The sequence below is a fragment of the Actinomycetota bacterium genome, assembly GCA_041658565.1.
In the GTDB taxonomy this organism is placed as follows: Bacteria; Actinomycetota; AC-67; order AC-67; family AC-67; genus JBAZZY01.
The window spans coordinates 1-17,492 of record JBAZZY010000025.1; the positions used below are offsets into that span (position 1 = coordinate 1).

The window sequence follows — 17,492 nt, forward strand, 5'->3', positions numbered from 1 at the left end:
GGGGGGTTACGGTTTCGCGCGTTCCGAAAAGTTCGGAATGACAGGAAATGGGCGAAGGGGGAAGTCATGCGGGCACGACGTGTTGTGCTTGGGTTGGTCGTACTTGCAGCGGGGCTGTCGACCGCGGCGGCGTCAGCGAACGAGGTGCGGACGTGCGTGCGGGTTAACGGCACGGACACCTGCACCGGCACTGGATCGGGGACACTGGTTGATCAAACCGTCTGCGTGTGGGTGCCACCGCATGCGATGGTGGCGGTGTGCACGTACGGCAAAGCAGGATCGGTCGGGTTCACCGGCGTCACGGGCACGGGTGACGGGAAGGCGGGGAACGTCGTGACCTTCGCCAATGGGTCTCCCGTGGCCGGTGCGCACTACAACACCGGAGGCGTAAGCGCAGGCGTCAGTGTTGGGGGCGCGTGCACGGTGGGGTCTTGCAACTAGTTTGATTACCGGAAGAGGAGAGCAGTGACGGGGGGGGATTCAATCCCCCCCCGTCACTGCCGGGCCCTTGGAGGGCCGCTGCCACACCGCGGTGTCGCGCAAGCGCCTGCCGTCAATGTGGAGGAGCGGCCAGTCGGCGGGGACTCCCCAATCATCGAGTCGTGAGAGCTGGCGCGCGTTGTCGATCACGAGGTGACCCCCGGGTTTGATCTTGGACAGCACGCGGGCGACGCAGTTCTGCCGCATTGCCCCGTCGACCAACACGAGGTCGAGAGCCCCGTCGACGAACTCCGCACTGACCATCGCGTAGGGGCTTTCGGACCAGTAGAAGTCATCGTCCATGGCTGCGGTGTCGGGTAGCGGAAGGAACCGCAAGTCGACGTTGGTGAGGCCACGATCGGCCAGCGTTTCTCGGACCTGTCGGTACCAGCCGGCGTCGTGCTCGATGCTCGTGAGTCGGCCGACGCGGCGAGCCAGCCAGGTGGTACTGCGACCGGCCCCCCATTCGAGGACGTTTGATTCGGTGGTCAGAACCGAGTCGATCAGCTTGATCGCGCCGGGATCCAGCCAAGGGTGATCGGGATGCCTGGTCTCGTACGCCTTTCGCCAGATCGCGTGCGCCCAGATCGACGGGTGCTTCAAGAAGTGGACGAGGTGATGTCGGTTCATGGGATTACTTTACGCGCCGATTACGCCGATGGGGCGCGCGCCGGCGCGGTGGCGCCGCGCGAGATCTTGGTAAGCGCTTGGGTTGCCGCTGATCCACAACCCTGCGGCAGCGTCGTTGAGATCCCCGATTGCGAAGTGGACGGCTGGGCGCGCAAAGTCGCGCGTGCGCGAAGACGCCGTCCGGACGGTGAGTTGCGCGCCAAAACCGCTCTTGTCGTTCGTCGGCGACGCGTTCGGCTAGAGGGTTGTGCTCATGATCTGTGCGCCGCTCAGGGCATCTATGAATACGGCCACGGAGACGGAGACGGGTTTCGGGGGCCGCCCATGCTCTCCCCTCCACGGGCCGCGAAGGTACATGCTTGCGTCGTCCAGCAGCACCACGTAGGCGGGCACATCCGATATCGAGAGGGGCGAGTTCTCGGTCTCGCCGACATGTTGCTTCGTATCCGTGAATCCGCCGAGGTATATCCCGGCAAAGGTCGCGCGCTGGAACTGGTGTTCAGCGAGGCGACGCGCCTGGTCTGCGGTTACACCCGCCGAGGCCACCTGCGCAGCCCGCGCGTCATCAAGGGGCGTGAGGATCGCTCCTACGCCGACAAGTCGATCGCGGAACGCCTCCGGTGGGTTCACCGCGGCAATGGCGGTTGGTCGGGATAGGACCCCGACCCACGCGCCGGCCAGGGAGACCCCTATCCCCACTGCCGCAAGAGCCGTTTTCGCCTTCATGCGATCTCCCCTCTCGGGCCGCATTCAGCCTAGTCCGTTCCGCCTGAAAGTGGAGGCCTCTGCGCCCACGCTTTGAAGCGGGCCGCGATGGGGGCCGTGGGACTCCTAGGCTGGGCGCGCGCCCGCCCGGTGGCGCTGCGCGAGATCTTGGTAAGCGCTTGGGTTGCCCTTGACCCACAACTCTGCCGGTGTTCCCGGGATGGGTCCGCGTACCTTGGCTGGTACGCCGACCACCAGAGTGTCCTCGGGGACCTGCATTCCCGGGGGAACCAACGCACCGGCGCCGACCATCGCGCGCGCGCCGATCACCGCTCCGTCCAGCACGGTTGATCCGTTGGCGACCATTGCTTCGGCGCCGAGGGACGCTCCGTGGATTACGCACAGATGGCCCACGGTCGCACCGGGTCCGATTTCCAGCGTGGCCCCCGGTGGGCCGTGCAGCACCGAACCGTCCTGGACGTTGGCTCCCGCTCGAATCCGAATCGGTCCGTAGTCGCCGCGCACAACCGCGCCGTACCAAACCGAGGCGTTCTCCTCGACGACGACGTCGCCGACGATCGTCGCCGTCTCGGCGATGAACGCGGTCTCATGGATCTGGGGCGACTTACCCTCGAACTCGAATAGCGGCATTCGCAGACCTCCCGGGGTGCGGATGTTCCGGCTCACCGCAAAACGGCCCTCGACGCCGGAACCAAGTCGGGCGATCATACGTCAAAGAGGACACGTTCCAACCGGGAGCGCGTCGAGGAGGAGGAGAGCATGCGCCCAGTGCGTATGGCTGCGCTGGTCGCGGTCCTTGCGGCCGCAACGATTCCGGCAAGGGCGCAAGTGCCTTCTGCAGGAGCAGGCATCGGGATGGATTCGTCTGCCGATGCTTACTGGGAGACGACGCAGGATGTCTCCGACACTCAGGTGCGGATCTCGGTGCGGTATTTGGCCGCCTCCGCGGGACGCAATGGCTGGTCTGAGGTATTCACCGGATCGATGTTGTGCGACAAGACGGATGATGGCGGTGGCGGCGGTGATCCGGGAATGGGTCCACGCGATCCCGAAAGCCCGCCGCTTCCCGGGGATGTCGAGCCGGTCCCCTGCGTGGTGGAGAATTGGGCTCAAGGCTGGGCCGATCCGGGTTCGTTCACTTTCAAGATGAACCCGCTGCTGCTTCGTTCCGCGCACCTCGAAGGCACGTACTGGATGCAGTCCTACGATGACGAAGGCAACCCGATAGACGATGGCCGCGAGACGATCGTCGTGGCCGACTGGACCCCCGATGGGCGGATCCAGCGTGGTGGCGGCACCCAGTCGTTCCACAGCGGTTGCACGGTGTTTGCGTCCGACTACGAGGGCGCCTACAGGCAGGCAGTCGCCGCTGCGACCTTTGATGAGGTCGATTTCGGTCCGTCGACTTTCGCCGGCATGGGGTCTGGATTGGGAGTGGACGTTCAATTTGAGTGCTGAACCACCCCAAGAAACGACGAGGCCGCGGTTTCCCGCGGCCTCGTCGTCGTCCGCCGGTCCTAGCCCTTGCGGGAGCGGACCTCCTCGACGAGCTTCGGCGTGATCTTCAGTGCGTCGCCGACCACTCCGAGGTCGGCGAGCGAGAAGATCGGTGCTTCGGCGTCCTTGTTGATGGCAATGATGCGATCGGAGGACTTCATGCCGACGATGTGCTGCGTGGCACCAGAGATGCCGATGGCGATGTAGACCTTCGGCTTCACCGTCTTGCCGGTCTGACCGATCTGAAGCGCGAACGGGACCCAGTCGGCGTCGACGATGGCGCGCGTGGCGCCGATCGCGGCGTTCGGGATCTCGGCCGCCAGATCCTCCAGCAACTTGACGTTGGCCTTGTCTCCGAGCCCGCGTCCGCCGGCCACGATGACCGTTGCGTCTTCGAGCTTGGGACCGGTCGCGGCGACCTCGTGGCGCTCGACGCGCTTCGCGCGCTTCGCTTCTTCGGGGACGGCTACGTCAACGGCCACCACGTTCGCGCTTCCGCCGGACGGAGCCGCGTCGAGCGACTTCGGACGGACGAGCACGATCTTGGGGTCCGGACCGTTGAGCTGTGTCGTCACAATCTGCGCGCCGCCGAAGATGGCCGTCGTGGCCTTGTCGGCGCCCAGAATGTCGGCGGCGTTGGACATCACCGTCGAACCGGTCTTCGCGGCGAGCCGCGAGGCGACGTCCCGGGAGTCGTAGGTCATCGGGAAGATGACCATGTGCGGCTGGTGCTCGCCGATCAACTTGTGAAGCGTGAACGCGGCCGGCTCGGCGATGTAGTCGCTGTAGACGGCGTCGTCACTCGCGTAGACGGTTGCGGCGCCGTGCTCGCCGAACGCTGCGGCGGCAGCGGTTGCGCCCGGACCAAGTGCGACGACCGAGACTTCACCAAGCTCGCGAGCCTTCGTGAGGATCTCGAGCGTGGTCTTGAATCCGGTGGAGTCCGGCGTGACCTCTCCGTAAACCCAGATCTTCGCCATCAGATGACCTTCGCTTCCTTGAGGAAATCGGCGATCTTCGCTGCGCCGGTTCCGTCGTCCTCGAACTTCTCACCGGCACCGCGCGCGGGAGCGGGAGTGACTTCGGCGACCGTCTGCGAGGCGGTGACGTCCTCTGCCGACAGTCCGAGGTCGGCGACCTTGAGCTGCTCGACCGGCTTGGACTTCGCCTGCATGATGCCCTTGAACGTCGGGTAGCGGGGCTCGTTCACTCCTGCGGTGACGGTCACCAGCGCGGGCAGCGGGCACTCAACATCGTCGTACCCGTTCTCGGTCTGGCGCTGCACGTGAAGCTTGCCGTCGCCGATCTCGATGTGCTTGGCGAAGGTCGCCTGCGGGACGCCGAGTAGTTCGGCGATGGTGCCCGGAACGGTTCCGGTGTATCCGTCGGTGGACTCGGTCCCCGCGACGATGAGGTCGAACCCGGCGTGCTTGACCGCAGCGGCGAGCACGCGGGCAGTTGCCAGAGAATCCGCACCCGCCAGCTGATCGTCGGAGACCAAGATGCCTTTGTGCGCACCCATGGAGAGCGCGCGACGAATTGCTTCCAAGGCCTTTTCGGGGCCCATGGACACGACCGTTACTTCGCCGCCCTGCGCTTCAACGAACTTCAGCGCGGCCTCGACGCCGAACTCATCCCCGGGGTCGAGCACGTTTTGGGCGACATCGCGCTTCAGTCGCCCGTTGACGAGTTCGTACGGGTTGTTCGGGTCCGGGATCTGCTTGACCAGGACACAGATATTCATAGTGCAAGGGTTTTATCGCAGGACGCCCGGTGGGGCGAATCGACCCCCCGGGTCAGAATCAGTCCTCAGAGCGCGGCAGGGTCGGTTGCGTACGACAGCAGGCGTTCGGGCGTGATCATCGCCAAGACCTCGACCCATGGCGGCAGTGAGCCGTCGGGCGCGCGAAACGGCGCCCGGACGTCGGGGGCGGCCTCCAACGCGCGCACCAGTCGTGCCGTGCCGTCGACGATCACGACCGCGCGCTCCTGGCCGGACTCCTCCGACACGACCAGCGACGCGTGGGGATGCATCCGTAGGTTCGAGACGCGCGCGGCGGACTCCAAGGAGGCGAGCACGAAACGGGTTCCGACGAGCGCGTAGCCGACCGGTCCGGCCTGCGGGCGTCCGTCGGGACGCACCGTGGCAAGCACCGCGGTTCGGTGGCGTGAGAGGAACGCGAACAGCCCTTCGCCGTCCATGCGGTGATCCGCCGGGTAGGCTCGCCGGGTCGACTCGGAGGCGCGCGCGAGGCTGGCTTCCTGGATCCGTGCCAGGTCGTCGATTGGTGCGGCCCCCGGCCTCACTTCTTCGGCGTGAGCCCCGTCAGCTCCTGAACGGATTCCGTGGTGGCCTTCTCAGTTCCAAATGTCATGTCCGCAGTGCTCTGTTCGCGAACGCGCAACCGGTAGTCGGGCGAGAACCACGTCGTGGCGTCCTGCTTCTGATCGAAGCCCGACCCGGTCGTGTGGACGGTCGATTCGACGACGAATGTGTCCACTGCGACCCCGCCGATCGTGCGCTTTTCTGTGCGCACGATCTCTGCAGTCATTTCGGTTGTGGTTCCCTGGCATGTGGCCTTCGACGCCCACTTCGCTCCCACCTTCAGCGGGAGCGGCAGCGTCTTGAGCGGAGGCTGCAGTGCGCACGTGTAGTTGTTGGTGACGACCTGCTCGATGTAGATGCCGTCCGCGGCGAACAGATACGTGATGTCCGAGCTGCCGCCTTCGGCTGCGACGTGGTGGACCTGGCGCTTTGCGCCACCGTCGGCGAGCGTTGCCGGATCTATCTTCAGCGTCGCCTCGTCGGGCAAAGGCTGGGTCTTTCCCTGCGACGTCACGGTTCCCTTGACCGTGTACGTGTAGGTGCCGGAGGCCGGCGGGTCGCTCGGTGAAGCCTTTCCGGGCGGCGGTGCCGGCGGGGCCGGAGTTCCTTTGGGTGTCGTCGCGGCGGTTGCGGTCGCGCGCTGACTCTGGACGGCCTCGGCCTGCTTGGAAGCTTTGGCTGCGGCGCTGGCTCCGGCGGAACCACTCATCAGACTGGCCGCGGGTACCGGGCTGGACTTGGGGCCGGCTGCGGAGCCGGTTTGCTTGGAGCCACCGCACGACGTGGTCACGAACATGAGCGCGACGAGTGCGGCGAGGATTTGGGAAAGCCTGCGTGAGTTCACAAAAAGCGAAGGTACCCCTCGGCGTGGAGCGCGGCAAACTCACCCCCCGTGTTTGCCCGAGGGCGAGGCCTGCGTGCAGGATGCCGCGCATGACCCAGATCATTGAAGGGCACGGCGGGCATCACGTCGCCGAAGCGCTGCGCGCGCACGGCGTTGATCGCATATACACGCTTTCGGGCGGACACATCTTCCCCATCTACGACGGGCTTCACCGGCGCGGGATGCGGATCGTGGATGTTCGTCACGAACTTGCCGCCGGCTTCGCGGCCGAGGCGCACGGAAAACTCACGCGCGCCCCGGGTGTTGCGGCACTGACCGCCGGACCCGGCGTCGTCAACGGGATGAACGCCATCGTTTCCGCGAGCTTCAACGGATCGCCGCTGGTCGTGCTCGGGGGACGTGCGCCCCAAGTGCGATGGGGTCAAGGCAGTCTGCAAGAGATGGATCACACGCCGCTGCTTGCGCCGGTGACCAAGCGCTCCGAGACGGTATTCGACACCGCCGAAATCGGCGCGCGCACGTCGGCGGCGCTGGATTCGGCCGGTCTCCGTCATCGTGGGCCGGTGTTCTGCGACTTCCCGATGGACGTGCTCTTCATGGAGGCCTCCGTTTCGGCGCCGGTGCCCGCCGCGGTCGAAGATGCAAGCCTGGACGGAGATCCCCAACTCGCAGCGCGTCTTCTGTCCGCGGCGGAGCGGCCGGTTTTGCTGCTGGGTTCGGACGTGTGGGCCGACGGAGCAGAGGTCGCCGCGCGCGCGCTGGTCGAGTCGGCGCGCCTTCCGGTGTTCGCAAACGGTATGGGGCGCGGGATTCTGCCGGCCGATCACGCGCTTGCGTTCTCGGCGGCGCGCGGGCACGCGTTCGCGACGGCCGACCTGGTGATCGTCGTGGGTACGCGCTTGGACTTCCGCATTGCGTTCGGTAAGTTCGGCGACGCGAAGGTGATTCACGTCGTGGACGATCCCTCGCAAGTGGGCCATCATGCGGCCCCGTCGGCGTGGATTGCCGGGCCGATCGCCGCGGGACTCGATGCGCTCGCCGGCGCAGGGGCGCGCGTGAGCGAGGACTGGGTCGGGCAGCTGCGCGCGGTTGAGACATCGAAGCGAGAGTCCTTCGCAAGCGACCTTGCGAGCACGGCTGCTCCGCTTCATCCGGCGCGCGTCTACGGCGAACTGGTTCCGCGCCTGGCGCGCGACGGCATTGTGATCGCCGACGGCGGCGACTTCGCGTCGTATGCAGGCAAGTTCGTAGATGTGTTTGAGCCCGGCGGCTGGCTCGATCCCGGGCCGTACGGTTGTCTAGGGATCTCCGCCGGCTACGCGCTCGCGGCGGGACTGCTGTACCCGGGACGCCAGATCGTCGTGTTGCTGGGAGACGGAGCTGCGGGGTTCAGCCTTGGGGACTGGGACACGCTCGTTCGTTTCGGCGTCGACGTGACGCTGGTGTGCGGTAACAACGGGATCTGGGGGCTCGAGAAGCACCCGATGCAGTTCCTGTATGGATACGACGTCGCCGCGGAGTTGCGGCCCGAGACCCGCTATGACGAGGTCATGCGCGCGTTCGGTGGTCACGGCGAGTTCGTAAGGGAACCCGCGGAACTCGGACCCGCACTTGAACGCGCGCTCGCGACGCCGGGTCCGAGCCTGGTCAACGTCATCACCGACCCCGCGATCGCCTACCCGCGGACCTCACTGCTGGCCTGAGCGGCGCGCGGCGGTTCGCGTCGCAATCCGCGCGGGTTTGTCTTTGCGGGAGGCCGAGCCCGGCGCGGCGCGCGCTTCTATACTCGAACCATGTTCCCTGGTGCCCACGGCGGGCGAATGCTGCTGCGCGGATCCGACGACAGCGTAAAGAGCCACAAGCTCGTTCCCGGAACCATCCCGCGCGCGCTGCGTCTCGCGGCGCGGTACCGGGCGGCCATCGGCGCCTATCTCGGGGTGGTTGTGGTGTCGGCGTTGCTCGCGGCCGTACCGCCGCTGCTGATGCGCGCGCTGATCGACCGCGCGATTCTTCTTGGGAACGTGCGGTTGGTGTACATCCTCGCCGGGGCCGGTGTCGGTGTTGCCGCGGCGCAGGCGGGCGCCAGCCTCGCGGGACGGTGGCTGGCGTCGCGGGTCGGCGAAGGACTCATCTTCGATCTTCGTGTGAAGCTCTTTGATCACGTGCAGCGGATGCCGCTCGCGTTCTTTACGCGTACGCAAACCGGGGCGTTGATTAGCCGGATGAACAGCGATGTGGTCGGCGCTCAATCCGCAGTGACCGGGACGCTTGGAACCGTGGTGCAAAACGTGGTGAACCTCGTGACGACGATTTCGATTATGGCCACACTCGAGTGGCGCTTGACGCTGCTCGCCTTGGCCGTGCTGCCGCTGTTCCTGCTGCCCACCAAGCGGGTCGGACGCCGCCTTCAGCGGGTAACTCGCGAACAGATGGGGCTTAACGCAGAGATGAACGGCATGATGCAGGAGCGGTTCAACGTCTCGGGCGCAATGCTGTCGAAGCTCTACGGACGACCCGACGACGAGCGCACGGTATTCGCCGCCCGGGCAGGCCGCGTGCGCGATATCGGAGTGAAGATCGCGGTCTACGCGCGCACGTTGTTCGTTACGCTCGGCGTGGTTGCCGGCGTCGGCGCTGCGGTGGTCTACGGAGTCGGAGGGCGGCTCGCCATCAACGGAGATATCTCGACCGGCACGGTCGTTGCGTTCATCGCTTACGTTGGCGCGCTGTACGGACCGCTCACCATGTTGACGAACGCGCGCGTGGATCTCATGACGTCGTTCGTCAGTTTCGAGCGGGTCTTCGAGGTGCTCGACTTGCCGCCGTCGATTGCCGATCGAGACGGAGCCGTTGCGCTCGAGGCGGCGCGCGGCCGGATCGAGTTCCGCGATGTGCGATTCCGCTACCCGCGCGCGCGGGACGTGTCGATTGCATCCCTGGAAACCGTGGGGAACTTCGACGAGGAGACGGATCCGGTTGAGGTGCTCTCGGGTGTCTCGTTTGTGGCCGAGCCGGGAATGACGGTGGCCCTTGTCGGTCCGTCCGGGGCCGGCAAGACGACCATTTCGGCGCTCATTCCGCGGCTGTACGACGCAACCGCGGGCGCGGTGCTCATCGACGGCCTCGACGTGCGGGACTTGACGCTGGCGAGTTTGCGCGCGCACATCGGGGTCGTGAGCCAAGACCCGCACTTGTTCCACGACACCGTACGCAGCAACCTGTTGTTCGCGCGCCCCGATGCCGGCGAAGAGGCATTGGTCGAGGCGTGCCGGGCCGCGCAGATCTACCACGTGATCGCTGCGTTGTCCGACGGATTCGACACCGTCGTAGGAGAGCGTGGTTACCGGCTTTCGGGTGGGGAGAAGCAACGCCTCGCGATCGCGCGCGTTCTTCTCAAGGCGCCGCCGATCGTGATTCTGGACGAGGCGACGTCGCATTTGGATTCGGAGTCCGAGGTGCTTATCCAGCGCGCGCTCGACGCGGCGCTCTCGGGGCGGACCTCAGTTGTGATCGCGCACCGTTTGTCCACGATCGTCAATGCCGACATGATCTTGGTCGTGGAGGAAGGACGCATCGTGCAGCAGGGTCGCCATGCGGATCTGGTGGGAGTGCCGGGAACCTACGCGGACCTGTACCTGACGCAATTCGCGCCCGCTGCCGGCGACTAGATGTCGCTCTGCGCCCACACGACGCCGTAGCGTCCGCCGAACTGCTCTGAGGTGCACGGCCAACTGCCCGTGTAGCTCCAGCACGAGACGCTGACTCCGACCCGATCCCCCGGACGCGTTGGGAGGGATCCGTTCGTGGGCTCGCCCTGCACCGGGCGCCGCACGATGTCCGCCCAGGTTTGCCCGCCGTCTCTGGAGACGGAGATCACAAACGGATTCGTGGTTGCCGCGACGTAGAAACCGGGGCCGCTGGCCGTGTAGTAGCAGTCGTGCGGCCGGATGCTGGCGATCGGCCCGTGGGTTCCCACGGCAACGCAGCCATCGTCGAAATCGGCGGCGGCAGTGCCGGGCACGACGGCGATGCTTGCCGCGACGGTAATCGCGAGCAGCACGGATGCGGCGGCGCTCCTTTTCATCGCGGACAGGTTTCTCCGCGCGCGAAGGCTCCTCCTTGAGTTCTTACGGGGGTCTGCCGCAACGTCCCGAAACGTTCCGTTCGCTTTCATCCCGATACGCGACGTCGGCGCTCTTTGCGCCGCCTACAAATCGATGACGTGACCCTCGGCTGCCGCGCGCACCGGCAGGGCGCCGGTGGAGTACTTTTGAACGAGGGCGTCGATCTCGTCGTCGGTGCGTTCGGGGTCGTGGTGGAACAGCAGCAGTTCGCGCGCGCCGCACGCCTCCGCCAGTCCGACCGCGTACTCGATCGTGGCGTGCCCCAGATGCGCGCGCGCGTTGAACTCCTCCTGGGTGTACTGCGCGTCGTGGATGAGCAGGTCTACTCCGTCGGCAAGTTCACGCGCCGTCTCGTGGAACTCCGCGACTTCGCCCGGCGCGCGCGCCGGCCAGTGATCGGACATGTACGCAACGGATGTCGCGTTGTCGGAGATGCGGAACCCGTAGGTCCGCGTCATCTTGTGCGGGATGTCGCGGGCGAGCACCCGGAAGCCTTCGATGTCGTGCTTCCCCGGCTCCAAGCCCGCAACCGACCAGTCACCGCGCAGATCCTCCAAGCGAACGGGGAAGTGCGGTGGCCCGAGCGCGCGCGCCATTACCTCCGACGCGTCGCCTTGCTCGGGGATCAAGACGTCAACGCGCGCGCCGTCTTGATCGCCCGAGGCGAAGAACGGCAGGCCGTGGGTGTGGTCCCAGTGCAGGTGTCCGAGCAAGATCGTTCCGCGGAACGCGCGACGGTCCAGGATCTTGCTCAGGCGCCGCAGGCCGGTGCCGCCGTCGACCACCAATGTGGGGTCTGCGTCACCGTGGGCGAACGCTACGCACGAGGTGTTGCCGCCGTAGCGATCAAACTCGGCTCCCGTCGCAGGAGTCGAGCCGCGAACACCGCACAGCAGCAGTCTCACCCCGCGAGTGTATCCGCAGCCCCCCGCTGCGCCGCCAGTTGGAGCCTCACTCTTGCCGCGCGTAGCGCTCTTCGGAGAAGGGGTGGGCGTCGCTGTGGTAACCGCGGATCTCCCAAAAACCGCGCGTGTCGTGGTCCAGGAACTCCACCGCGCTCGCCCACTTCACGCTCTTCCACGCGTAGCGTTTGGGGACGACCAAGCGCATTGGTCCGCCGTGTTCGAACTCCAGCGGCTCTCCGTCGTGCGCCCATGCGAACAGCACGTCGTCGTCCATCAGTGCGTCGAGCGGGAGATTCGCCGAGTACCCGTGCGGAGCGTGCACCAAGGCGTGTGTCGCCGACGGACGGACGCGCGCGCGCCGGGCAATCTCGCGAAAAAGCACTCCCTCCCACGCGTTGTCGAGCTTGGACCAACCGGTGACGCAGTGGAAGTCGGCGGTGAGCCCGGTGGCCGGAAGCGCGCGAAACTCATCCCAGGTCCACTCGGCGGTTTCCGCAACGTCGCCGAAGGCGCGGAACCGCCACGTCGCGGGATCGAAGCGGGGAACCGGTCCCTCGTGGAGCAGTGGCCAGCCTCGCGCGAGGCGCTGTCCGGGGGGAAGTCGATCGGCCACGAATCCAGCTTACTGATTACGATGTAACCCCACCTGAGGTTCGTTGCCAGGCGGAGTGCGCGGGATCAGGGGTGCGTTCCGCAGTGGCGCGCGTGTAGTCACCAAGAAGCGCGTAGTCACCAAAAAGGGATTCTCCGGAACACATCGAAGCTCTACCCGAGCCTGCGAGCGGGAGGGAGCCCATGATTCGTCGGTGTGTCGTTGCTGTTGCCTTGGTGGGGTTGATCGCGGCGCCGGGTGTTGGGCGCGCGCAAACGTGGAGCCCGCGCGACGCGGATTTCCCCCAGGTTGCGATTGAGCGTGACGTTCGGGTGACGATGTCCGACGGTGTGCGTTTGGCCGTGGACGTGTTGCGTCCGGCCGGCGACGACGGGACGGCGGCGCCGGGGCGGTTCCCCGTGCTCGTCACGCAGACTCCATACAACAAGGCTGCTCCGCAGTTGAACTTCCGCAGCGACTACTTGATCACGCGCGGTTACGTCCAAGTGATTGCCGACGTCCGCGGCACCGGCGCGTCTGAGGGAATGTGGGATTCGTTCGGAACGCGCGAGCAAATCGACGGTAAGGAGATCGTCGAGTGGGCGGCCTCGCGCGAATGGTCCGACGGTAACGTCGGGCTGCACGGGACGTCCTACGGCGCGATCAACCAGATCCTCACCGCCGCGCAGCATCCTGAGGGCCTGCGTGCGATCTTCCCGGTTGTTCCCGCGGGAGACGTCTACCGGGACATCGTCGGTTCGGGCGGAGAGACAAACACGAGTTTCATCCCGATGTGGCTCGGCCTCGTGACCGCTCTCGGTCTGTTGCCGCCTACCTACACCGGGAATGACCCCGTCGGCGCGGTGAACGCGGTGGTTTCGCACGCGGCCGGCGCTGTTGGGTTCCAGACGACCATGCTTGCGAACGCAACGTCGGGGGGCGACAACTCCTACGACGGTCCGTTCTACCGCGAACGCTCGCCGCTGGAGGTAATCGATCGAGTGGACGTCCCGACGTTCGTCGTCGGAGGCTGGTTCGACCTGTTCCAGCGCGGAGAACCAATGCTCTATGAACGTCTGGCGGCTAACGGAATCCCGACCCGGTTGCTGATGGGCCCCTGGTATCACGTCACCGCAGGCATGGGTGAAGGGCTGCCGGCCGACGGGGTGCCGGTTCTGCCGGAGTTGGAGCTTCGCTGGTTCGACCACTACGTCCGCGGGGTTGCAGACGATGACCTGGACGTCGACGTGGCTCCTGTGACGTACTACCGTCTCGGCTCGGGGCACTGGACAACAACGGAATCGTGGCCACCGCCCGGCGTCGTCTACGACGAGCGTTTCTTGTCCGGACCGGGTATGGCTCCCGTTTCGACCGGCACGCTCGCGGAGTCCGCGCCTGCGGCGCAGGATCCCGACACGCTGGTGTGGCAACCCGCTTCGGGGACCTGCACGCGGTCCATCGCACAGTGGACGGCAGCCGGCGTGAACCAAGGATGCGAAGCAGACCAGCGCACGAACGACGCGGTGAACTCGCTCGTATACGACATGCCGGTGGCGACCGATACCGTGCTTGCCGGACCGGTGGCCGCGCGCCTGTTTGCTTCGACCAACGGCCGGGACGCTTTCATCACCGCGCGCCTCGCCGACGTGAGCCCCGATGGGGCGGTCACGCAGATCAGCGCGGGGTGGAACCTGCTTTCGTTGCGCGCGCTTGACGAGTCCAAGACGACGGTTCGGAACGGGCTGACGGTGCGTCCGTATCACCCGTTCACGCGCGCCTCGGTACTGCCGGTCGAAGACGGCGTCCTGAACGAGTTGTGGGTTGAGATCTTCCCCACCGGCGCGCTCATCAAGGCCGGGCACAAACTGCGCTTCTCTGTTCAGGCGTCCGACACCCCGCACTTGAGTCCCTCGGTGCCGACCGAGGCGAACTTGGCAGGCAGCGTGTTGCAGTTACACCACAGCGCGGAGTATCCCTCGGCAGTCGTGCTTCCATTCCAGACTTCGGGTCCGTAGCCTGAAGGAATGCCGAAACTGGTTGTGAAGCCTGTCGTCGCCGAGCTGTGGGTCGACTTGGAGCGGCTGTTCGGTCCGAGCGGCGCGTGCTCGGGATGCTGGTGCATGTGGTGGCGCATCACCGCGGCGGAGTTCTCGCGCGACGCCGGCGCTGCAAACCGTGCCGCGTTCCGAGACATCGTGCGCTCGGGTGCCGTGCCCGGCTTGCTCGCCTATTCCGGCGACACGCCGGTGGGGTGGGTGTGCGTTGCTCCGCGCACCGAGTTCCCACGTATTGAGCGCTCACCGAAACTGCGTCCGGTGGACGACACGCCGGTGTGGTCGATCGTGTGCTTCTTTGTGGATCGCGCGCACCGCGGCGAGAACGTCGCCGCGCGCCTGTTGCGCGAGGCGGTGCGCTGGGCTGCGTCCAACGGCGCGCGCGTCGTCGAGGGGTACCCCGTTGATCCGGGCAAGTCCGCGGCGTCGTCGTTCACCGGCGTCACGCCGATGTTCGAAGCGGCCGGGTTCCGTGAAGTCGAACGGCGCGGGGGCCGTCCGATCATGCGCAAGAAAGTAAGCGCGCGCCGCTAGCAGTCGGTTCCGACCCAGGCTTCGCCGTCTTCGAAGATCTCTTTCTTCCAGACGGCGACTTCGGCTTTGATGGTGTCGATCAGCCATCGCGCGGCTTCGAAGGCCTCGGGACGATGCGGCGCCGCGGCGGCGACGACCACGCTCGGCTCTCCGACTTCGCAGGTACCTGTGCGGTGTACCGCGAGCACGCCGCCGAGTTCCCATCGCTCGGCCGCTTCTTCCGCAATCGCACGCAGCTGCTTTTCGGCGCGCTCGGTGTAAGCCTCGTATTCGAGGCGAACCACGACGCGGCCGTGGTTGGGGGAGCGCGTGGTGCCTTCGAAGGCGACCAGGCCTCCGCACTCGGGGCGCCGAATACCGGCGACGAGTCCCGCCACGTCGAGCGGAGTTTCGAACAGTCCGGTCACGATGATCACTTGGTCATCAACTCCACGGCGTGAGGCAGGATCGCGATCACTGCTTCGAGTGATTCGGCGGCGGCTTTGGGCGAACCCGGCAGATTCACGATGAGCGCGCGCCCGCGTGTCCCCGCCACCTGGCGCGCGAGCGCGGCAAAGGGTGTGATCTCCAGACCGCGCGCGCGCATCAACTCGACGATCCCGGGGGCTTCGCGTTCGATCACGTCGCGGGTCGCTTCGGGCGTGACGTCGCGGGGAGCGAGTCCGGTGCCGCCTGTCGTCAGGATCACATCGGCGATCCCGTTGTCGGCCCAGTCTCGCAACTGCCTTGCGATCTCGTTGCGCTCGTCGGGGACCAGTGCGCGCGCGGTGATCTCGGCACCTGCCGCGCGCGCGACTCGTTCGACCTCGGGGCCGGCGAGATCTTCGTAGGTTCCGGCCGACGCGCGGTCGCTGACCGTGAGAACCGCGACTCTCACTCGTACACCACGCTTCCCGACTTCCCGCCCGACTTCGAGATCAAGCGCAAGTTCTCGATGTGGATGCGCGGGTCTTCAGCCTTTCCGAAGTCGTAGAGCGTCAGCGCGGCGACCGAGCACGCCGTTAGCGCCTCGACTTCAAAGCCGGTTCGGTCGCGGCCTCGAATAGTCGCGCGCACCTCGATGGAGTCGTTTCCTGACGCCGCGATGGTCACGTCGGCGAACGTAGTCCGCACCGGGTGGCAAAGCGGGATTAGGTCTGGCACGCGCTTGGCGGCGAGGATGCCTGCGACTTTTGCCGGCCCGACCGCATCTCCTTTCGGCGTTTGTGCGCCGAGCAAGTGATCCCTAGTTTCGGGCGAGCACACCACCAGACACGCCGCGATTGCTTCGCGCAGGGTCTCGTCCTTGTCTGCGACGTCCATCATTTGGAAGTCCTCGCCGCCCGACACCGGGGGCAGCAGCGCGATCTCGTCGTTCTCGGCGAGCGGGAGCGACCACGCTCGATCGCGCGGAACGGTCTGGTCGCCGTGCACTACGGTGCAGATCTCAAGGATCTTCGTGAATCGGTCCCCGTAGCGTTCCGACGCGATCTTGAGTGCTTCGCCGACGGTGGACGCATCCACGGTCGTCGAGCGCGCGCCGGCCGCGTCGCGCAGCGCTGCGAAGAACAACAAAGTGGCCATCAGATCATCTCCACTGTCACCTCGGCGCCGGCCTCAAGGCCGCCCGGCGGAACGATCGCGAACCCGTCGGCGGGGATCAGGTTCGACAAAACCACGCTGGACTGGCGCGGAAGTGGCGTAGCCGTTTCACCGTCGAGGGTCACGCGTGTGAAAAGCGTGCGGTTTGGAGTTCCCTTGACGGCTTCGCCCAGGCGCGCGCGCACCGAGCGAGGTTCGCGCGGCAGGCCTCCCATCACCCGAAGGGCGCGCGCCAGGAAGATGTGCGCCGTGACGAAGGCCGATCCCGGGTTGCCGGGAAGCCCGAGTACGGAGGTGTTGCCGATGCGTCCGAAGGCGACCGGCTTGCCGGGCTTGATCGCCGCGCGCCACATGTGCAGCCCGCCTTCGCGTTCGAGCACCAGACGGATCCAGTCATGCTCGCCGACGCTCGCGCCGCCGGTCGTCACGATCAGGTCCACCGACGGGGCAATCTCGGAGAGCCACTTCGCGATCGCGTCGGGTTCGTCTCCGATCATCGCCTCGGCGATGACGTCGGCGCCGTTCTCTTCGCAGACGCCGCGCAGGTGTGCGCGATTGGACTCGAAGATCTGGCCGGGCCGCAAGATCCCGCCCGGCTCCACGAGTTCGTCGCCGGTGGACAAGATCGCGATTCGCGGACGCGGATGCACGCGAACTTGCGTGCGCCCGAGGGACGCCAGCACGCCCAGGTGCACTGCGCGCAGTCGCGTCCCGGCACCGAAGATCTCGGTGCCGGCTTTGACGTCTTCGCCGCGCGGACGAACGTGTTTGCCCGCCGCTGTGCTCACGAGCACCGCGACCGCGTCTTCGTGCGCCTCGGTGTTCTCCCACGGAACCACCGCGTCGGCACCGGGTGGTATGGGAGCCCCCGTCATGATCTTGGCGGCGGTTCCGGTCGTCACCGTTCGGGTCGGAGCAGTACCGGCAGGGAGGTCGTCGACCAAGCGCAGCACGACCGGCAGATCTGCGTGCGTGTCGGCTGCAATCACCGCGTAGCCGTCCATTGCAGAGTTCTCGAAACCGGGGACGTCCGTGTCCGCGACGAGTGGTTCGGACGCGACCAGCCCGAGGGCGGCACGTACGGCCACCTCGCGCGGTTCCAGCGGGCCGAAGAAGGAAAGTATCTTCTCCACGGCTTCCTCGTAGGGAATCAGCGGGTGCGCGAGTTCTTCGGGGGTGACCGTGCGTTTGCTCATCGC

The 17,492-nt window shown here is 66.4% G+C and carries 20 protein-coding genes; 6 read left to right on the forward strand and 14 right to left on the reverse strand.

All coding sequences use genetic code 11. The annotated features are described in order from the left end of the window. The first annotated feature begins 66 nt into the window (after window positions 1–66). Entirely contained in the window at window positions 67–441 is a 375-nt protein-coding gene (locus WDA27_11425; GenBank protein MFA5891540.1) for a hypothetical protein, read from the forward strand. 39 nt (window positions 442–480) lie between these two features. Here the strand turns inward: WDA27_11425 and WDA27_11430 are convergent, their stop codons facing one another. The 3 genes from WDA27_11430 to WDA27_11440 form a co-directional block, all read right to left on the reverse strand. Continuing rightward, entirely contained in the window at window positions 481–1,110 is a 630-nt protein-coding gene (locus WDA27_11430; GenBank protein MFA5891541.1) for a hypothetical protein, read from the reverse strand. 237 nt (window positions 1,111–1,347) lie between these two features. Then, window positions 1,348–1,836 carry a hypothetical protein gene (locus tag WDA27_11435; protein MFA5891542.1) on the reverse strand — a complete coding sequence of 163 codons (489 nt, stop codon included), beginning with the start codon at window positions 1,834–1,836 and terminating at the stop codon, window positions 1,348–1,350. 105 nt (window positions 1,837–1,941) lie between these two features. Next, window positions 1,942–2,466 (reverse strand): gamma carbonic anhydrase family protein, encoded by a 525-nt coding sequence (locus tag WDA27_11440; protein ID MFA5891543.1) that lies wholly within the window; start codon window positions 2,464–2,466, stop codon window positions 1,942–1,944. Between the two features lie 129 nt (window positions 2,467–2,595). Here WDA27_11440 and WDA27_11445 point away from each other — a divergent pair, with 129 nt between their 5' ends. After that, window positions 2,596–3,294, forward strand: a complete 699-nt coding sequence (locus tag WDA27_11445) for a hypothetical protein (GenBank protein ID MFA5891544.1) — start codon at window positions 2,596–2,598, stop codon at window positions 3,292–3,294. A 59-nt stretch (window positions 3,295–3,353) separates the two neighbouring features. On the opposite strand, the gene WDA27_11450 is transcribed toward WDA27_11445, so the two are convergent. The 4 genes from WDA27_11450 to WDA27_11465 all read right to left on the reverse strand — a co-directional run bounded on the left by WDA27_11450 (window position 3,354) and on the right by WDA27_11465 (window position 6,503). Further along, on the reverse strand, window positions 3,354–4,313 hold the full coding sequence (locus WDA27_11450) for an electron transfer flavoprotein subunit alpha/FixB family protein (GenBank protein MFA5891545.1): 960 nt from the start codon (window positions 4,311–4,313) through the stop codon (window positions 3,354–3,356). Next, window positions 4,313–5,077 carry an electron transfer flavoprotein subunit beta/FixA family protein gene (locus WDA27_11455; protein ID MFA5891546.1) on the reverse strand — a complete coding sequence of 255 codons (765 nt, stop codon included), beginning with the start codon at window positions 5,075–5,077 and terminating at the stop codon, window positions 4,313–4,315. Before WDA27_11455 ends, WDA27_11450 begins: the two co-directional genes overlap by 1 nt. A 65-nt stretch (window positions 5,078–5,142) precedes the next feature. Continuing rightward, window positions 5,143–5,535: a pyridoxamine 5'-phosphate oxidase family protein gene (locus WDA27_11460; GenBank protein MFA5891547.1), complete on the reverse strand. Its 393-nt coding sequence runs from the start codon at window positions 5,533–5,535 to the stop codon at window positions 5,143–5,145. A gap of 101 nt (window positions 5,536–5,636) precedes the next feature. Further along, window positions 5,637–6,503, reverse strand: coding sequence for a hypothetical protein (locus tag WDA27_11465; GenBank protein MFA5891548.1), 867 nt, complete (start codon window positions 6,501–6,503; stop codon window positions 5,637–5,639). Window positions 6,504–6,592: 89 nt separating this feature from the next. Here WDA27_11465 and WDA27_11470 point away from each other — a divergent pair, with 89 nt between their 5' ends. Both WDA27_11470 and WDA27_11475 read left to right on the forward strand, forming a co-directional pair. Next, window positions 6,593–8,206 (forward strand): acetolactate synthase, encoded by a 1,614-nt coding sequence (locus tag WDA27_11470; protein ID MFA5891549.1) that lies wholly within the window; start codon window positions 6,593–6,595, stop codon window positions 8,204–8,206. 90 nt (window positions 8,207–8,296) lie between these two features. After that, window positions 8,297–10,171, forward strand: coding sequence for an ABC transporter ATP-binding protein (locus tag WDA27_11475; protein ID MFA5891550.1), 1,875 nt, complete (start codon window positions 8,297–8,299; stop codon window positions 10,169–10,171). Here WDA27_11475 and WDA27_11480 read toward each other — a convergent pair. The 3 genes from WDA27_11480 to WDA27_11490 form a co-directional block, all read right to left on the reverse strand. Continuing rightward, window positions 10,168–10,587, reverse strand: a complete 420-nt coding sequence (locus WDA27_11480; protein ID MFA5891551.1) for a hypothetical protein — start codon at window positions 10,585–10,587, stop codon at window positions 10,168–10,170. The genes WDA27_11475 and WDA27_11480 overlap by 4 nt on opposite strands. A gap of 123 nt (window positions 10,588–10,710) precedes the next feature. After that, complete coding sequence (locus WDA27_11485) at window positions 10,711–11,532, reverse strand: MBL fold metallo-hydrolase (protein ID MFA5891552.1); 822 nt, start codon at window positions 11,530–11,532, stop codon at window positions 10,711–10,713. Window positions 11,533–11,578: 46 nt separating this feature from the next. Continuing rightward, window positions 11,579–12,145, reverse strand: a complete 567-nt coding sequence (locus WDA27_11490) for a sulfite oxidase-like oxidoreductase (protein ID MFA5891553.1) — start codon at window positions 12,143–12,145, stop codon at window positions 11,579–11,581. Between the two features lie 182 nt (window positions 12,146–12,327). On the opposite strand from WDA27_11490, the gene WDA27_11495 reads away from it, so the two are divergent. Next, on the forward strand, window positions 12,328–14,139 hold the full coding sequence (locus WDA27_11495) for a CocE/NonD family hydrolase (GenBank protein ID MFA5891554.1): 1,812 nt from the start codon (window positions 12,328–12,330) through the stop codon (window positions 14,137–14,139). Between the two features lie 9 nt (window positions 14,140–14,148). Then, the gene (locus WDA27_11500) at window positions 14,149–14,712 is read left to right on the forward strand and encodes a GNAT family N-acetyltransferase (protein MFA5891555.1); all 564 of its coding nucleotides are present in this window, start codon (window positions 14,149–14,151) and stop codon (window positions 14,710–14,712) included. Here WDA27_11500 and WDA27_11505 read toward each other — a convergent pair. Genes WDA27_11505 through glp form a run of 4 tightly spaced genes read right to left on the reverse strand, consistent with a single transcriptional unit; the run spans window position 14,709 to window position 17,489 of the window. Further along, window positions 14,709–15,128, reverse strand: coding sequence for a molybdenum cofactor biosynthesis protein MoaE (locus WDA27_11505; protein ID MFA5891556.1), 420 nt, complete (start codon window positions 15,126–15,128; stop codon window positions 14,709–14,711). The genes WDA27_11500 and WDA27_11505 overlap by 4 nt on opposite strands. Then, window positions 15,125–15,589, reverse strand: coding sequence for a MogA/MoaB family molybdenum cofactor biosynthesis protein (locus WDA27_11510; protein MFA5891557.1), 465 nt, complete (start codon window positions 15,587–15,589; stop codon window positions 15,125–15,127). Before WDA27_11510 ends, WDA27_11505 begins: the two co-directional genes overlap by 4 nt. After that, window positions 15,586–16,275: a cyclic pyranopterin monophosphate synthase MoaC gene (moaC, locus tag WDA27_11515; protein ID MFA5891558.1), complete on the reverse strand. Its 690-nt coding sequence runs from the start codon at window positions 16,273–16,275 to the stop codon at window positions 15,586–15,588. Before moaC ends, WDA27_11510 begins: the two co-directional genes overlap by 4 nt. Continuing rightward, on the reverse strand, window positions 16,275–17,489 hold the full coding sequence (gene glp, locus WDA27_11520; protein ID MFA5891559.1) for a gephyrin-like molybdotransferase Glp: 1,215 nt from the start codon (window positions 17,487–17,489) through the stop codon (window positions 16,275–16,277). The genes moaC and glp overlap by 1 nt, the downstream gene beginning before the upstream one ends. Window positions 17,490–17,492: the final 3 nt, after the last annotated feature.

What these genes read in the sequence shown, in the direction of transcription:
- WDA27_11425 (MFA5891540.1), top strand. Translation starts at nt 67, where the DNA reads ATGCGGGCACGACGTGTTGTGCTTGGGTTGGTCGTACTTGCAGCGGGG.
- WDA27_11430 (MFA5891541.1), bottom strand. Translation starts at nt 1,110, where the DNA reads ATGAACCGACATCACCTCGTCCACTTCTTGAAGCACCCGTCGATCTGG.
- WDA27_11435 (MFA5891542.1), bottom strand. Translation starts at nt 1,836, where the DNA reads ATGAAGGCGAAAACGGCTCTTGCGGCAGTGGGGATAGGGGTCTCCCTG.
- WDA27_11440 (MFA5891543.1), bottom strand. Translation starts at nt 2,466, where the DNA reads ATGCCGCTATTCGAGTTCGAGGGTAAGTCGCCCCAGATCCATGAGACC.
- WDA27_11445 (MFA5891544.1), top strand. Translation starts at nt 2,596, where the DNA reads ATGCGCCCAGTGCGTATGGCTGCGCTGGTCGCGGTCCTTGCGGCCGCA.
- WDA27_11450 (MFA5891545.1), bottom strand. Translation starts at nt 4,313, where the DNA reads ATGGCGAAGATCTGGGTTTACGGAGAGGTCACGCCGGACTCCACCGGA.
- WDA27_11455 (MFA5891546.1), bottom strand. Translation starts at nt 5,077, where the DNA reads ATGAATATCTGTGTCCTGGTCAAGCAGATCCCGGACCCGAACAACCCG.
- WDA27_11460 (MFA5891547.1), bottom strand. Translation starts at nt 5,535, where the DNA reads ATGGACGGCGAAGGGCTGTTCGCGTTCCTCTCACGCCACCGAACCGCG.
- WDA27_11470 (MFA5891549.1), top strand. Translation starts at nt 6,593, where the DNA reads ATGACCCAGATCATTGAAGGGCACGGCGGGCATCACGTCGCCGAAGCG.
- WDA27_11475 (MFA5891550.1), top strand. Translation starts at nt 8,297, where the DNA reads ATGTTCCCTGGTGCCCACGGCGGGCGAATGCTGCTGCGCGGATCCGAC.
- WDA27_11480 (MFA5891551.1), bottom strand. Translation starts at nt 10,587, where the DNA reads ATGAAAAGGAGCGCCGCCGCATCCGTGCTGCTCGCGATTACCGTCGCG.
- WDA27_11495 (MFA5891554.1), top strand. Translation starts at nt 12,328, where the DNA reads ATGATTCGTCGGTGTGTCGTTGCTGTTGCCTTGGTGGGGTTGATCGCG.
- WDA27_11500 (MFA5891555.1), top strand. Translation starts at nt 14,149, where the DNA reads ATGCCGAAACTGGTTGTGAAGCCTGTCGTCGCCGAGCTGTGGGTCGAC.
- moaC (MFA5891558.1), bottom strand. Translation starts at nt 16,275, where the DNA reads ATGGCCACTTTGTTGTTCTTCGCAGCGCTGCGCGACGCGGCCGGCGCG.
- glp (MFA5891559.1), bottom strand. Translation starts at nt 17,489, where the DNA reads ATGAGCAAACGCACGGTCACCCCCGAAGAACTCGCGCACCCGCTGATT.